Origin of the sequence: Caulobacter sp. UNC279MFTsu5.1 (assembly GCF_900114015.1) — a bacterium.
Taxonomy (GTDB): Bacteria; Pseudomonadota; Alphaproteobacteria; order Caulobacterales; family Caulobacteraceae; genus Caulobacter.
Map to the genome: position 1 here is coordinate 1 of NZ_FORN01000012.1, position 13,549 is coordinate 13,549.

16 protein-coding genes are annotated in these 13,549 nt (G+C 69.0%); 5 read left to right on the top strand and 11 right to left on the bottom strand.

Going from position 1 to position 13,549, the window contains the following annotated elements:
• Positions 1-468: 468 nt before the first annotated feature.
• The 3 genes from BM066_RS08920 to ftsY all read right to left on the bottom strand — a co-directional run bounded on the left by BM066_RS08920 (position 469) and on the right by ftsY (position 2,724).
• Positions 469-1,050 (bottom strand): MarR family winged helix-turn-helix transcriptional regulator, encoded by a 582-nt coding sequence (locus BM066_RS08920; RefSeq protein ID WP_089926449.1) that lies wholly within the window; start codon positions 1,048-1,050, stop codon positions 469-471.
• Positions 1,051-1,155: 105 nt separating this feature from the next.
• Positions 1,156-1,779, bottom strand: a complete 624-nt coding sequence (locus tag BM066_RS08925) for an inner membrane-spanning protein YciB (protein ID WP_089926452.1) — start codon at positions 1,777-1,779, stop codon at positions 1,156-1,158.
• A gap of 3 nt (positions 1,780-1,782) precedes the next feature.
• Positions 1,783-2,724 carry a signal recognition particle-docking protein FtsY gene (gene ftsY / locus BM066_RS08930; protein ID WP_089926455.1) on the bottom strand — a complete coding sequence of 314 codons (942 nt, stop codon included), beginning with the start codon at positions 2,722-2,724 and terminating at the stop codon, positions 1,783-1,785.
• Between the two features lie 116 nt (positions 2,725-2,840).
• On the opposite strand from ftsY, the gene BM066_RS08935 reads away from it, so the two are divergent.
• Both BM066_RS08935 and BM066_RS08940 read left to right on the top strand, forming a co-directional pair.
• Positions 2,841-3,467, top strand: a complete 627-nt coding sequence (locus tag BM066_RS08935) for a trimeric intracellular cation channel family protein (protein WP_089926459.1) — start codon at positions 2,841-2,843, stop codon at positions 3,465-3,467.
• Positions 3,464-4,024 carry a hypothetical protein gene (locus BM066_RS08940; protein ID WP_089926462.1) on the top strand — a complete coding sequence of 187 codons (561 nt, stop codon included), beginning with the start codon at positions 3,464-3,466 and terminating at the stop codon, positions 4,022-4,024. The genes BM066_RS08935 and BM066_RS08940 overlap by 4 nt, the downstream gene beginning before the upstream one ends.
• Before the next feature lie 28 nt (positions 4,025-4,052).
• On the opposite strand, the gene BM066_RS08945 is transcribed toward BM066_RS08940, so the two are convergent.
• Positions 4,053-4,232 carry a hypothetical protein gene (locus BM066_RS08945; protein ID WP_177218414.1) on the bottom strand — a complete coding sequence of 60 codons (180 nt, stop codon included), beginning with the start codon at positions 4,230-4,232 and terminating at the stop codon, positions 4,053-4,055.
• Positions 4,233-4,407: 175 nt separating this feature from the next.
• Between BM066_RS08945 and BM066_RS08950 the strand changes: the two genes are divergently transcribed.
• Positions 4,408-4,797, top strand: a complete 390-nt coding sequence (locus BM066_RS08950) for a thermonuclease family protein (protein ID WP_089926464.1) — start codon at positions 4,408-4,410, stop codon at positions 4,795-4,797.
• 8 nt (positions 4,798-4,805) lie between these two features.
• Here the strand turns inward: BM066_RS08950 and BM066_RS08955 are convergent, their stop codons facing one another.
• From BM066_RS08955 to dapF, 5 genes are read right to left on the bottom strand one after another with little or no spacing between them, the layout of a single operon-like run.
• The gene (locus BM066_RS08955) at positions 4,806-5,249 is read right to left on the bottom strand and encodes a GFA family protein (protein ID WP_089926467.1); all 444 of its coding nucleotides are present in this window, start codon (positions 5,247-5,249) and stop codon (positions 4,806-4,808) included.
• A gap of 7 nt (positions 5,250-5,256) precedes the next feature.
• Positions 5,257-6,333, bottom strand: coding sequence for an endonuclease/exonuclease/phosphatase family protein (locus BM066_RS08960; protein WP_089926469.1), 1,077 nt, complete (start codon positions 6,331-6,333; stop codon positions 5,257-5,259).
• Between the two features lie 2 nt (positions 6,334-6,335).
• Positions 6,336-7,667 carry a tRNA (N(6)-L-threonylcarbamoyladenosine(37)-C(2))-methylthiotransferase MtaB gene (mtaB, locus tag BM066_RS08965; RefSeq protein ID WP_089926472.1) on the bottom strand — a complete coding sequence of 444 codons (1,332 nt, stop codon included), beginning with the start codon at positions 7,665-7,667 and terminating at the stop codon, positions 6,336-6,338.
• A complete protein-coding gene (locus BM066_RS08970) occupies positions 7,664-8,575 on the bottom strand; it encodes an SDR family NAD(P)-dependent oxidoreductase (protein WP_177218415.1) in 912 nt (303 codons plus the stop codon). Before BM066_RS08970 ends, mtaB begins: the two co-directional genes overlap by 4 nt.
• Positions 8,488-9,342, bottom strand: coding sequence for a diaminopimelate epimerase (gene dapF / locus BM066_RS08975; RefSeq protein WP_089926478.1), 855 nt, complete (start codon positions 9,340-9,342; stop codon positions 8,488-8,490). Before dapF ends, BM066_RS08970 begins: the two co-directional genes overlap by 88 nt.
• A gap of 207 nt (positions 9,343-9,549) precedes the next feature.
• Between dapF and BM066_RS08980 the strand changes: the two genes are divergently transcribed.
• Positions 9,550-11,694, top strand: coding sequence for a prolyl oligopeptidase family serine peptidase (locus BM066_RS08980; protein ID WP_089926481.1), 2,145 nt, complete (start codon positions 9,550-9,552; stop codon positions 11,692-11,694).
• Positions 11,695-11,813: 119 nt separating this feature from the next.
• Positions 11,814-12,896 carry a GNAT family N-acetyltransferase gene (locus tag BM066_RS08985; protein ID WP_089926483.1) on the top strand — a complete coding sequence of 361 codons (1,083 nt, stop codon included), beginning with the start codon at positions 11,814-11,816 and terminating at the stop codon, positions 12,894-12,896.
• A 13-nt stretch (positions 12,897-12,909) separates the two neighbouring features.
• Here the strand turns inward: BM066_RS08985 and BM066_RS26400 are convergent, their stop codons facing one another.
• Together BM066_RS26400 and BM066_RS08990 are read right to left on the bottom strand one after the other, a co-directional pair.
• Positions 12,910-13,050: a hypothetical protein gene (locus tag BM066_RS26400; RefSeq protein ID WP_177218416.1), complete on the bottom strand. Its 141-nt coding sequence runs from the start codon at positions 13,048-13,050 to the stop codon at positions 12,910-12,912.
• A gap of 160 nt (positions 13,051-13,210) precedes the next feature.
• The gene (locus tag BM066_RS08990; RefSeq protein WP_089926485.1) at positions 13,211-13,549 is read right to left on the bottom strand and encodes a DUF2218 domain-containing protein; all 339 of its coding nucleotides are present in this window, start codon (positions 13,547-13,549) and stop codon (positions 13,211-13,213) included.

Consider the following 13,549-nt stretch of genomic DNA (forward strand, 5'->3'; position numbering starts at 1 on the left):
CTCACCTCGACGCAGGGAAAGGGCGCATGGCCAGCGACCGATGCGGCGGCGGGGGGCGATCGAGCGGGACTGGGCTGGAGGGGGTTACTTCAGCGTGTCCGGGGAGTCTGGCGTTGCAGGCCCCGCCCGCCGTCGGCGTCGAACGGGGACAAAGCGCGTGAATTGCCCATAGGCCCGCGCCCCCGGCGTCTGGTTTCTCCCGAAAGGGATCGAGACCGGGTCCGGCTAAGCCTCAACAGGGCTGCCCACCGGACGCTGGCGGAAAACGACCGCGCGGAGCGATCGGCTTCGTCGAAACGGTTACTACTCAAAGAACTCCGGACGTCGTCCGGCGCTCCGCGTCCCTTTCCATCCACTCACAGCGAAAGCGTGAGGACGACAGATCGTGCCGGTGAACACTTCCCCCACCTGGCGGCTTCGCCGCCTGTCCGCCCCCATAGGGGGCGGAGTCGCGCCGCGGCTATCCGGTCAGGCCGCCTTCTTGGCCGCTTTTTCCTTCTTGGGCTTCTTGTCCTTCTTGCCGTGGGCGGCCTTTTCGGCCTTGGGGGCCTTGAGCTTCTTGGTCTTGGCCTCGGGCTCGGCGTGGACGTCGGAGACGGCCATGTCGGCCAGCAGCTCCAGGAAGCCCTCGCGCTTGCTGGGCTTGAGCAGGGCCAGGATGCGGGCGTCGGCCATGGCCACCTTGGGACGGCTGTCCTCCAGCACGGCGGCGCCGGCGGGGGTCAGGCTGACGGTGTTGGCGCGGGCGTCCTGGTCGGAGCGATGGCGCTCCAGGTGGCCCTTGGTGATCATCCGGGCGACCATGTCGGCCAGGGTGGAGCGATCGATGCCGGTGGCGCGGACCAGGCCCGTCTGGGTGACGCCCTCGTTCTCGGCCACGGCGGCCAGCACGGCGTACTGGCGCTGGGTGATCCCGCCATTGCCGCTCTCCTCGGCATAGATGTCGAGGGCCAGTTGCAGGACGCGATGCAGCAGATGGCTGGGCGAGCGGGCCAGGGCCCCGCCGTGTTCGCCCTTGTCGCTCTTGGTGTCGCCCTTGGTCTTGGCCATGGTCCGTCGTCCCTCTTTTCCGCCGACGGACCTTTGAGTACCACGGTTAGACGTCGTTTTGACGACAGATGGTCCGTGGGCTGTCGGTTAGGGACGCGCCGGAAACTAGAACCCGGCGTCCGGCGGCTCGGGGGTCTTGGCCTCGTCGCCCTTGGCGATGTGCTTCATCATGAAGGGCACCTGGCTGAGCGAGAACAGCAGGGCCAGGGGCAGAAGGCCGATGCGGAACTTCACCCACATGTCCGTGGTCTGGGTGATGCGGACCAGTTCGTTGGCGACGGCGGCGAAGGCGAAATAGCCGCCATAGCGCAGGGTCAGGGTGCGCCAGGCCGCGTCGGGCAGGTGCACGGCCTCGCCGATCAGGGCCTTCAGCGGCGCGCGGCCGGCGACCACCCCGCCGATCATGAAGATCGCCAGGGCGGCGTTGACCACCGTGACCTTGATCTTCACGAACACGTCGCTGTGGAACACCAGGCCCAGGGTCCCGAAGATCAGGGCCATGACGCCCGAGAACAGCGGCAGCAGCGCCACCCTGCGCTCGACCACATAGCCGAGGACCAGGGCCAGGGCCGAGGCGGCGACCAGCACCCAGGTGGCGGTCTGGAAGTTGCGGCCGGTGGCGAAGAACGCCACCCCGAACGCGACCGGCGCGCCGTAGTCGATGGCGGTGCGCACCCAGGCGGCGTTCTTCTTGGCTTCGGGCGGAGCTTGAGGCGGCGTGTCGGTCATCGTCTAGTCTTCCAGGCCCACCAGCGAACGGGAGAAGGCGCGGGCGTCGAACGGCTGCAGGTCGTCGACCCCCTCGCCGACGCCGATCAGCTTGATCGGGCTGTCGGAGGCGCGGGCCACCGGCACCAGCACCCCGCCGCGCGCGGTGCCGTCCAGCTTGGTCATCACGATGCCGGACACCCCGACCTGGTTGCCGAAGATCTTCTCCTGGGCCAGGGCGTTGCGGCCGACCGTGGCGTCCAGCACCAGCAGGGTCTCGTGCGGGGCGTCGGGATCGACCTTCTTGAGCACGCGGATGACCTTCAGGAGCTCGTCCATCAGGCCCTGCTTGTTCTGCAGCCGGCCGGCGGTGTCGATCAGCACCACGTCGTGTCCCTCCAGCTTGGCGCGCTCGACGGCCTCGTAGGCCAGGGCGGCGGCGTCGGCGCCGGGCGGCCTGGACATGAAGTCGGCCCCGGCCCGGTCGGCCCAGACCTTCAGCTGCTCGACGGCGGCGGCGCGGAAGGTGTCGCCGGCGGCGATCAGCACCTTGGCGTTGCGGCTCGTGAGGTCGGAGGCGATCTTGCCCAGGGTCGTGGTCTTGCCCGAGCCGTTGACGCCGATGAACAGCACCACATAGGGCTTGGGACCCGACAACGGGTCGAACACGCCCTCGCGGTCGGACAGCTCGGCGGCGACCAGCTCGGCCAGGGCCTCCTTGACCTCGGCCTCGGTCGACGACTTGCCGAACCGGGCCTTGCCGAAGGCGTCGGTGATGCGGGCGGCGATCTGCGGACCCAGATCGGCCTCGATCAGCATCTCCTCCAGCTGGTCCAGCTGATCCTGGTCCAGCGGCTTCTTGGTGAAGGCGCCGGTGACCTGCTCGGTCATCGCCTGGGACGACCGGGCCAGGCCGGACGTCAGGCGCTGGAACCAGCCTTTTTTCTGCTCGGGCTTTTCGCTCATGGCGTTCCTTTAGAGCGTGGCGGCCGAAAGTGTGAGCGGTTTCGGCGCCCGCCGCGCTCCAATTTTATGGAGAGAGAGCCAGGGACAGGCTCCATCGGCCGTGGCATGAAACGCCGATGGACGCGCTTTCGACCACGCTATTCTGGCTGGATTACGCCGCCGTCGCCGTGTTCGGGGCGACCGGGGCGCTGGCGGCGGCCCACCGCAAGCACGACATCATCACCTTCGGCTTCTTCGCGGCCATCACCGGCGTGGGAGGCGGCACGTTGCGCGACTTGCTGATCGACGCGCCGGTGTTCTGGATCCAGCGGCCCGGCTACGTGATGGTCTGCCTGGCGGCGGCCGTCGCGGTCTGGCTGTTGGGCAAGCGCGGCTGGCGGTTTCGGGCCCTGCTGTGGCTGGACGCCCTGGGCATGGCCGCCTACGCCGTGGTCGGCACGGCCAAGGCCCTGAACCTGGGCGTCCATCCGTTCACGGCGGTGATGATGGGCGTGCTGACCACCGCCTTCGGCGGCGTGATCCGCGACGTGCTGGCCGAAGAGCCCAACCTGCTGCTGCGCCGCGAGATCTACATCACCGCCGCCTTGCTGGGCGCGGCGGTGTTCGCGGTGCTGCACCAGTTGCACGTCGGTTTCTGGCCGGCCGGGATCGCCGGTTTCGCGGCGGCCTTCGGCCTGCGGGCCTGCGCGATCAGGTTCGGCTGGCGCCTGCCCGGCTTCGCGGGCGGCGAGGAGAAGACGTGATCGACCGGTTCGAAGGTAAGGCGCGGATTGTCCTCCAGGGTCGGCGCGGCTCGGATGGGCTGATCGTGGCCATCTGCGCCTACACGCAGATCGTGTTGGGCGTGCTCCTGGTCCTGATCGTCCGTAGCCCGGAAGGAAGCTTGGGAATCGGCGCCGCGGTCGTGCTCGCCATGTCGATCATGGCCTGGGTGGCGCGCGGCGCGATCATTCGGTTGTGGAGCCCTGGGCCCTGGCTCACGGCCGACGCCGAAGGCCTGCGGCTCCATCCCAGCCTGGCGCCTCGTCTCTTACCGTGGTCGACGATTCACGCGGTCTCGGTCCAGAAAAGCAACAGGGCCGGCGTCAGCGGGTCGATCCAGGTGCTGCTGCGGGAGCCCGTGCGATCGCTGACTTCGCCATGGGGCGCGATCGAGATCTGCGTGGGCCTGCCCAACCTCGGCGTCTCGCCTGAGTCGGCTATCAATCTGGTGCGCCAGCTCGAGCATCTCCGCGCGGGGGACGCGAACGGGAAAGCCGCGGAGTCTACACAGCGCAGCCAGGGTCGGGGCATGTCGTGATCCAAATGCTGGCGCGAGACCTGGCCGGTTAAGGCCTCGGCATTCGGCAATGCTCTGCCTCATACTGAGCCAGCAGCCGGCCGAGCAGCTCGAAGCGATCACCGTCCTCGCTGCCGGCCTGGGGTTCGTTGTCGAAATAGGCCTCGAAGGCCGCCAGGGCCGCCGCGTAGCCGGCCTCGTTACAAATGATGCTGATCTTCTGTCCCATCCACCGTCTCCAGATTGATCCTGTCGTAGTCCGCTGCGTGTCAATGAACTTCGCCAAGATCTGCGCGCATCGCGTTAGTGCAACGAGGTTAATCCCTATATAGTAGTAATTCCTGAGAAAATTCAAACAGTTAAGCTGATGGTACGGTTCTCCCGGCACAGCCTGGGAGATCATGATGCCGTCCCGCCTTATCCTGGCGAGCCTCCTGCTCGCCCTGCCCGCCACCGCCCTGGCCGATCCCTGCATCGCGCCGCTGCCCCGCCCCTCGACGACCTTCAGCGGCATCGTCCGCTATGTCGGCGACGGCGACAGTCTCTGCGTCAGCATGACCTCCGATCCCCGCACCTGGATCGAGGTGCGCCTCGGCGACTTCTCGGCCCCGGAGCTGCGCGAGGCGGCGGGACCGCGGGCCAAGGCCATGCTCAAGGCCCTGACCTATGGCCGCTACCTGGTCTGCCGGGCCGGACGGCAGTCCTATGACCGGGTGGTGGCCCGGTGCCAGCTGAACGGCGCGGGCGTCGGCGACCTGCTGCGCCAGAACGGCGCGATCGAGGGCGGCAACTAGGAACCGCGTCAGGTGTCGTGATCGGGATGCTGGCGATTGACCACCGGCCCCGACGGCCCCATCGGCGGGCGCACCGGCATATCGACGAGGTGGTCCATCCACGTCGGACGGCCCTCGACGGCCAGCTGCACGCCCGGCTCGACCCGCGACGGATCGTCGAAGGCGAACACCGCCAGGTCGATCTGGTCGGCGCTCCATTCGAAGGTCAGGGGCGTGCCGCAGGCGGCGCAGAAGCCGCGCCGGACGGCGTCCGAGCTCTGGAAGCGCGACGGCGCGCCGCGCGTCCAGGTCAGGTCGGCGACCTTGATGGTGACCAGCGCCCCGAACGGCCCGGCGAAGGCCTTCTGGCACATGCGGCAATGACAGATCGAGGCGCGGCCCGGCTCGCCCTCGATCCGGAAACGCACCGCGCCGCACTGGCAGCCCCCGGTCAGGACGGGAAGGTCGGACATCGGAACCTCAGGGGTGCGGCGGAACCGGCAGGACCGGGACCGGCGTCAGGCGGAAGGTCACCTCATAGGCGTCGTGGTCGGACAGCACCGGCCCGCCCGTGGCCGAGCCGTCGAACCGGGCTTCGACCTGGATCGGCCGGATCGCCACCTTGTCGCCGGGCTTGAAGCCGATCAGGTCCTGGGTGTCCAGCCACGGAGCGTCGCCGTCGGCCGAGATCTTGGCGTCGCAGCTCTTCGGCTCCTGGAAGCAGACCTGGCTGACCACCTCGAACGGATAGCGCTGCATCACATAGTCATAGCGGTCGGGAGCGTGCATGACGTTGAAGTCGCCGCCGACGATCAGGGGCGCGCCGGGCGTTCGGTCGCTCTCCATGAAGTGGCCCAGCTCCTCGGCCTGCAGGTGGTGGGCCATGCGGTTGCGATTGCGCGGCACGCCCGAGGCCCCCTTGGAATTGAGGTGGGTGTCGGCGATCTCGACCGGTGTCGGCAGGCCCGGCACCTGCAGGCTGACCAGCATGACGCCCTTGTTGGCCAGGCAGTCCAAGCCGGCGCAGTAGCGATAGGCGTGCGACTTGACCCAGTTGATCGGGTGGTCGCTCAGCACCCACAGGCCGCTGGAGCCCCATTTGCCCCAGCCCTCGCCCTTGCGGATGTACTTGACGCGCTTGTAGGCCGGACGGTCGTCCTTGCTGAACGGATTGGCGTCGCGCTGCTTCTTGCGCGGTCCCCGGGCGACGTGGGCGTAGCCGCTGAGCTGGATCAGGTCGCGGACCTCTTCGCGGAAGCCCTCCTGCAGCAGCACGACGTCCGGCTGCAGTCCCTTCTCGCGCAGAGCGGCCAGCTGGCGGCCGATGGCCTTCAGCTTCGAGCCCCGTCCGGACCGCACCGGCCAGGGCAGGCCCTCGACATTGTAGGTCATGACGCTGAACTCGATCGGCTGTATCGGGCCGACCGGATGGAAGGTGGCCGGCGGGGTGTCCTCGGTCTTGGGTTCCGGAAGCGGCGCGGCCTCCTGCGCGAGCGCCGCGCTCCCGGTCAGCAGGGTCGCGGCGACGAGGGCGGTCAGGACGAGACGATCGACCATGCTCAGGCGGCGAGCTCGGCGATCACGCGCGTCCCGTCGTGCCCGACCACCCGGAAGGCGGCGATCTGGCCCTGGGGCGCGACGCCTTCGAAGGCGATCTCGGTGAAGTCCTCGGCCCGGGCTACGCCGTCGCGCTCGACCAGGCCCGACAGGACGCGGCCCACCTGGCGCTGGAGGTGGCGTTCGAGCCCGGCCTGGCCGGCTTCGCGCAGGCGGCGGGCGCGGTCCTTGATCACCGGCCCCTTGACGGGCGGCATGCGGGCGGCCGGCGTGCCGGGGCGGGCGCTGTAGGGGAAGACGTGCAGGAAGGCCAGGCCCGCCTCCTCGACCAGCTTCAGGGTGTTCTCGAACGCCTCGTCGCTCTCGGTCGGGAAACCGGCGATCAGATCGGCGCCAAAGGCGGTGTCGGGACGCACGCGGCGCACCTCGGACACCAGCTTCAGGGCGTCCTCGCGGCTGTGGCGGCGCTTCATGCGCTTGAGCACCAGGTTGTCGCCGGCCTGCAGGGACAGGTGCAGGTAAGGCATCAGGCGCGGCTCGGTTTCCAGCAGCTTGAACAGATCCGGATCGATCTCGGCCGCGTCGATCGACGACAGGCGCAGGCGCGGCAGGTCTGGGACCAGCTTGAGGATCCGGGCGACCAGCTGGCCCAGGGTCGGCTGGCCCGGCAGGTCGGCGCCCCAGGAGGTGACGTCGACGCCGGTCAGCACCACCTCGTTATAGCCCTCGGCGGCCAGGCGGCGGACCTGTTCCACGACCTCGCCGGCCGGGGCCGAGCGCGAATTGCCCCGGCCGTAGGGGATGATGCAGAAGGTGCAGCGATGATCGCAGCCGTTCTGGACCTCGACATAGGCCCGGGCGCGATCCTTGAGGCCGGCGATCAGGTGACCGGCGGTCTCCCTGATCGACATGATGTCGTTGACCCGCACGCGGGTGGAGGTGTCCAGCAGGGCGCCCGGCGCGGCCTTTTCGGCGTTGCCCAGGACGAGGTCGACCTCGGGCATGGCGGCGAAGGCGGCGGGATCGATCTGGGCGGCGCAGCCGGTGACGATCAGCCGGGCGTCCGGCCGCTCGCGGCGGGCCTTCCGGATCGCCTGGCGGGCCTGGCGCACGGCCTCGTTGGTCACGGCGCAGGTGTTGAACACCACCGCGTCGGCCAGGCCGTCGGCGCTGGCGCGGGCCCGGATGGCCTCGGACTCGTAGGCGTTCAGCCGGCAGCCGAAGGTGACGACGTCGACGCCGTCCGGCCCCGACATCGTCGTCGCCGACCCGCCTTCCTCGCCGACGGCGGGCTTGGGCGTGGGCGGCCGGGAGATGAGGGTATAGGTCGTCATGACCCGACGAACGCCGCGAAGGCGTCCTTCCAGTCGGGATGCCAGCGCGACAGGGCCGGGCGGTTGTCGATGACGTCGCCCATGGCCCAGGCCATGCGCTTCTCGTCCAGCGCGCGCGGCGTCTCGTTGTCGGGACACAGGATGTAGAAGTCGCCCCGCGCGATGCTGTCCAGCATGAACTGGACGGTCTGCTCAGGCGTCCAGGCGCCGGCCGGCTTGTCGGTCCCGCGCCGGGTCATGCCTGTATGGACGAAGCCGGGGATCAGCAGGCGGGCGTCGACCCGGCAGTCGACGATCTCGCGCAGGCTATGGGCCAGGCCCTCGGTCAGGGCCTTCACCGCCGACTTGCTGACGTTGTACGCCGTGTTGCCCGGCGGCTGGGTGATGCCCTGCTTGGAGCCGGTGTTGATGATCAGGCCCGGACGACCGCTGGCCGCCATTTCCTCGCCGATCAGCTGGACACCGTTGATCACGCCCCACAGGTTGACGTCCAACACGCGCTTCCACGGGTCCTCGCCCGAAAAGGCGTCGCCCCCGCCGCCGACCCCGGCGTTGTTCATCAGCACGTCCACGGCGCCGAACTTCTCGACGGCGGCGTCGCGCAGGGCCTGGACGGCGGCGCGGTCGGCGACGTCGGTCGGCACGGCCAGGGCCTGGTCGCCGATGGCGTCGGCGGCCTTCTTCAGGGCCCGCCCCATGATGTCGGCCATGACCACGTTCATGCCCAAAGCCGCGAAGGCTTGGGCGGCGGCCAGGCCTATGCCGTCCGCCGCGCCGGTGACGACCGCCGTCTTGCCGGGCCCGATGGCGGGGTGAATGGTCATGCCGCCGCGCGCTCCGGCAGCTTGCCGACGAACTCCATGGTCACCGGACCGGTCATGATCACGTGGCCGTCGCTCTCGCGCCATTCGATGGTCAGGGCGCCGCTCTCGAACTCGACCTTGGCCGTCCGGTCGGTCAGGCCGCGGCGCACGGCGGCGACCTGGGCCGCGCAGGCGCCGGTGCCGCAGGCCAGGGTCAGGCCCGCGCCGCGCTCCCAGACCTTCAGCTGGATGTGGTCGCGGGCGGCGACGTGGGCGAAGCCGACATTGACGCCCTCCGGGAACAGCGGATGGTGCTCGACCAGACTGCCCGTGCCGCGCGCGAAGTCGTCGCTGACCGGCGCGTCGACGAAGAACACCACGTGCGGATTGCCCATCGAGACGCAACCGGGCGTGTGGACCAGCGGCGCGTCGATCGGGCCGACCTGCAGCTCGATTCCGACGGTGTCCATCTCTTCCGCCAGCGGAATCTGGTCCCAGGCCAGGCCGGGCCGACCCATGTCGACGGTGACCAGCTTGTCGCCGGCCATCACGCCCGACAGCCGGCCGGCCACGGTGTCAAAGGCCACGGCCTCCTTCTTGCCCGACTGCATCAGCAGCCAGGCCACGCAGCGGGTGCCGTTGCCGCAGGCCCCGGTCTCCTCGCCGTCCGAGTTCCAGAACCGCACGTAGGCGCTGGCGCCCTCGGCCCGGGGCGGGTCGATGGCGATCACCTGGTCGCAGCCAATCCCGCCCTCGCCCCGTTTGGCGATCGCGCGGATCTCCTCCGGGGTCGGATTGAAGGACTGGGTCAGGGTCTCGATCACGACGAAGTCGTTGCCGAGGCCGTTCATCTTGAGAAAGGTGCGGCTCATGGTCCGGGCTATATAGTGGAAAACCTCGGCCGAGTCAGAGGTCGCTCCCGACTGCGGCGATTTGAGCGCGGCTTTTCGACGGAAAGTAGGGCTTTCGGGCGCGAGGCGCACGAGGCCTGGCGCAGACCGGCTTTTGCGATACCGTCGCGATCAAAGGCGCCGTTTCCTTCGGGCGGCCGCCTGTCACGACAGCCGCCGGATCCCTAGATGCGTAGCCTGCTTCTCGCCCTCCTCGCCTCCACGAGCCTCATGACCACGACCGCCCAAGCCGCCGATCCCGCTCCGCCCGCCAATACGGAAGCCCGCACGCCGCTGGCCGACCTGGGTAAGGATGATCCCTACAAGTGGATGGAGGAGATCGAGGGCGAGCGGCCGCTGGCCTGGGCCAAGGCGCAGAACACCCGCAGCCTGGCGATCCTGCAGGGCGACGCCCGCTATGCCGGGCTGGAGAGCCAGGCCCTGGCCATCCTCAACGCCAAGGACCGGGTGCCCGGCGTGTCGTTCGCCGGCGACGGGTCCCTGCGCAACTTCTGGCAGGACGCCGACCACGTGCGCGGCCTCTGGCGCAAGACCACGCTGGAGAGCTACCGCACCGCCGAGCCTCAGTGGGAGACGATCCTCGACATCGACGCCCTGTCCAGGGCCGAGAACGCCAACTGGGTGTTCAAAGGAGCCAGCTGCCTGCCGCCCGACGAGACCCGCTGCCTGCTGACCCTGTCGAACGGCGGCAAGGACGCGGTCTCGATCCGCGAGTTCGACACCACGACCCGGACCTTCGTCGAAGGCGGCTTCGCACTGCCGGAGGGCAAGCAGAACGTCGCCTGGCTGGACAAGGACACCCTGTTGGTGGCCCGCGAATGGGAGCCGGGCCAGGTGACCAAGTCCAGCTATCCCTACGTGGTCAAGGCGCTGAGGCGCGGCCAGGCCCTGGCGGACGCCAAGGAAGTGTTCCGGGGAACGCCGGATGACGTCTCGGCCTCGGCCTACACCCTGACCGACGCCGACGGGAAGGTGGTGGCGACCCTGGCCAGCCGGGGAATCAGCTTCTTCGAATCCGAGACCTACCTGCTGACCGACGTTGGCCCGATGAAGCTGCCCCTGCCGCTGAAGCATTCGATCCAGGCCTATGTCGCCGGCCAGATGGTGATGTCGCTGGAGCAGGATTGGCCCGAGCGGGGCTTCAGGACCGGCGACCTGATCAGCTTCGACCTGGCCGCGTTCAAGGCCGCTCCGGCCAAGGCCGCCGCGACCCTGATCCTGCGCCCCACCGCCAGGCAGTCGGTGGAGAGCGTCACCACCACCCGCGACAAGCTGATGGTCGGCCTGCTGGACAACGTCACCGGCGCCGCCCTGGTCTATGACCATGGCCCCGGAGGCTGGACGCACCGGAAGCTGGCCCTGCCGGCCAATTCGACGATCGGCCTGGGCTCGGCCTCGCAGAAGGACGACCGATTGTTCGTGACCGTCACCGGCTATCTGACGCCCTCGACCTACTGGCTGGCCGACGCCGCCTCGCTGAAACTGGAGCAGGTCAAGGCTTCGCCGGCCCGGTTCGACGCCTCGACGCACGTGGTCGAGCAGTTCGAGGCGACCAGCCGCGACGGGGTCAAGATCCCCTACTTCGTCGTGCGGCCCAAGGGCGTGAAGTACGATGGCTCGGCCCCGACCCTGCTCTACGCCTATGGCGGCTTCCAGGTGTCGATGACTCCGGCCTATTCGGGGGTGATGGGCAAGCTGTGGCTGGAGCGCGGCGGGACCTATGTGGTGGCCAACATCCGCGGCGGCGGCGAATTCGGTCCGGCCTGGCACGACGCGGCCCTGAAGGCCAACCGCCAGAAGGCCTATGACGACTTCTTCGCCGTCTCCCAGGACCTGATCGACCGCAAGATCACCTCGCCCCGCCATCTGGGGATCATGGGCGGCAGCAACGGCGGCCTGCTGATGGGCGTGGCCCTGACCCAGCGGCCCGAACTCTACAACGCCGTCGTCGTGCAGGTGCCGCTGTTCGACATGATCCGCTACAGCCAGATCGGGGCCGGGGCCTCGTGGGTGGGCGAGTATGGCGATCCGGCCATTCCGTCCGAACGGGCGGTGATCGCCAAGTACGACCCCTATTCCAACCTCAAGGTCGGCCGGAAGTACCCCGAGGTGTTCATCGAGACCTCGACCAAGGACGACCGCGTCCACCCTGCCCACGCCCGCAAGGCGGCCGCGCGGTTGGAGGAGCTGGGCTATCCGGTGCTGTATTACGAGAACATCGACGGCGGCCACGCGGCCAGCGCCAACCTGGCCGAGACCGCCCGCCGCCAGGCGCTGGAATATGTCTACCTGTCGAGGAAGCTGATGGACTGACGCGCTTTCATTTCGGCAAACGCTGATCTTCAGGTCGTAAACCCTAGTTCAATCTATCCACGTCAGGGTGGCGTCGAATATCCGGCCGCACGTTCAGCCCGAGCCGGATCGAGGTTGCCTTGAAGATCGACGTCTTCCCCGCCCTGGAGCTGCCCGCGGAGGTCCGTGCGGCCTGGTCGGCCGCCCAGGCCGGCGAGGCGCGTTTCGACAGCCCGTTCCTGTCGCCGCTATGGGCCCAGGCGGTCGCCCGAGCCCAGGGTCCCGCCAGCGGCGTGATGGTCGCGGTCCAGCATGACCACGCAGGCCAGCCGGCCGCCTTCCTGGCGGTGCGCAAGCGCGGCTCCACCGCCATGCCGGTCGGCGCCCCGATGAGCGACTACCAGGCCCTGGTGACCCGCGACGGCTTCCGAGCCGACCCACGCGCCATGCTCCAGGCTCTGGGCGTGTCACGCTACGACTTCTGCCATATGCAGGCCGAGGACCCGGCCTTCCAGGGCCACGCCCGCGGCCACTGCGTTTCCTGGGTGGTCGAGGTCGCCGACGGCTACGCCGCCTACGAGGTTGAGCGCAAGGCGGCCGGTGTCGGCGCGTTGAAGGACATCGACAAGAAGCGCCGCAAGGTCGAGCGCGAGGTCGGCCCGACCCGGTTCACCGCCCTGTCGGACTCCCGCGCCGACTTCGAGCAGCTGATCGCCTGGAAACGCGCCCAGCTGGCGGCCACCGGCCAGACCGACCTGTTCAAGACCTCTTGGGTCATGCGGCTGATGGACGAGCTGCTGGAGACCCGCGACCCCGCGTTCGGCGGCGGGCTCTACACCCTGCGCCTGGGCGACGAGCTGGCGGCCGTGCATTTCCACCTGCGCGGCGGCGGTACGATCCACGGCTGGATGATCGCCCACGACCCGAAATTCGAGCGCTATTCGCCCGGCTTGCTGCTGTTCCAGGACATCCTCAGGAGCCTGGACCGCGGCCCGTATAGGCGTCTCGATCTCGGCGCCGGCGACTATCGCTTCAAGCGCGAGCTGTCGAACCGCCAACAGGGCGTGATGTTCGGTTTCCTGGGCGCGCCGTCGGTCTCGACCCTGACCCGCACGGCGGTCTACGGCCTGCGCGGGATGGCCGAGGCCCTACCCCTGGGGCCGATGTCGACCCTGCCGGGCAAGGCGATGCGCCGCATCGACGTGCTGCGCGGTCTGCGCTGAACCCAAGCCGCCTTCAGGTCGCGCGGGCGATCAGCGCGATCACGGCGCTCCAGAGCATCAGATTGACGGCGGAGATGAACAGGAGCCAGCCGAAGCGGCTCTGGCGTCCGTTCTGCCGCGCGCGATACGTGACGCCGCGAACCACGTGACCCATGGGGTTCCTCCAAAGCCCTCTACCGGAGCTTGAGTCGGATGAAACCTCCGTTCCCAGGCGCGCGCAAGCAAGTTTGACCGCGCGTCCCGGGGCGATCTCGAAAACGTGACAAGGGTTCGGCCAGCCAAGGCGGCCATGGCCGCGGAAAAGCGAAGACCCGCTAGGACGAGACGCGGTTGATCCGCAGGGCCGGCGGGTCGATGCAGCCCGCCTCCCAGGCCCGCGTCCAACCCAGCCGCTTGACCGGTTCGCGGAAGGCGAAGCGCAGCAGGTGCTCGGCGACGACGTCCTCCAACCGGGCCAGGGCCTCCAGGTCGACGGCCTCGATCGTGACGTCCAGGCCTTCGGGGTCGGCCAGCATGCTGCAGGTCCCCAGCGGCAGCGGGATCAGGGCCGAGACGTCGTCGTACGTCGCCTCGAACCGATGACCCCAGTGCTTGGCCAGCTGGATCATGTAGCGCGCGCCCTGGTCGGTGTTCAGTCGGGCATGGCTCTGCAT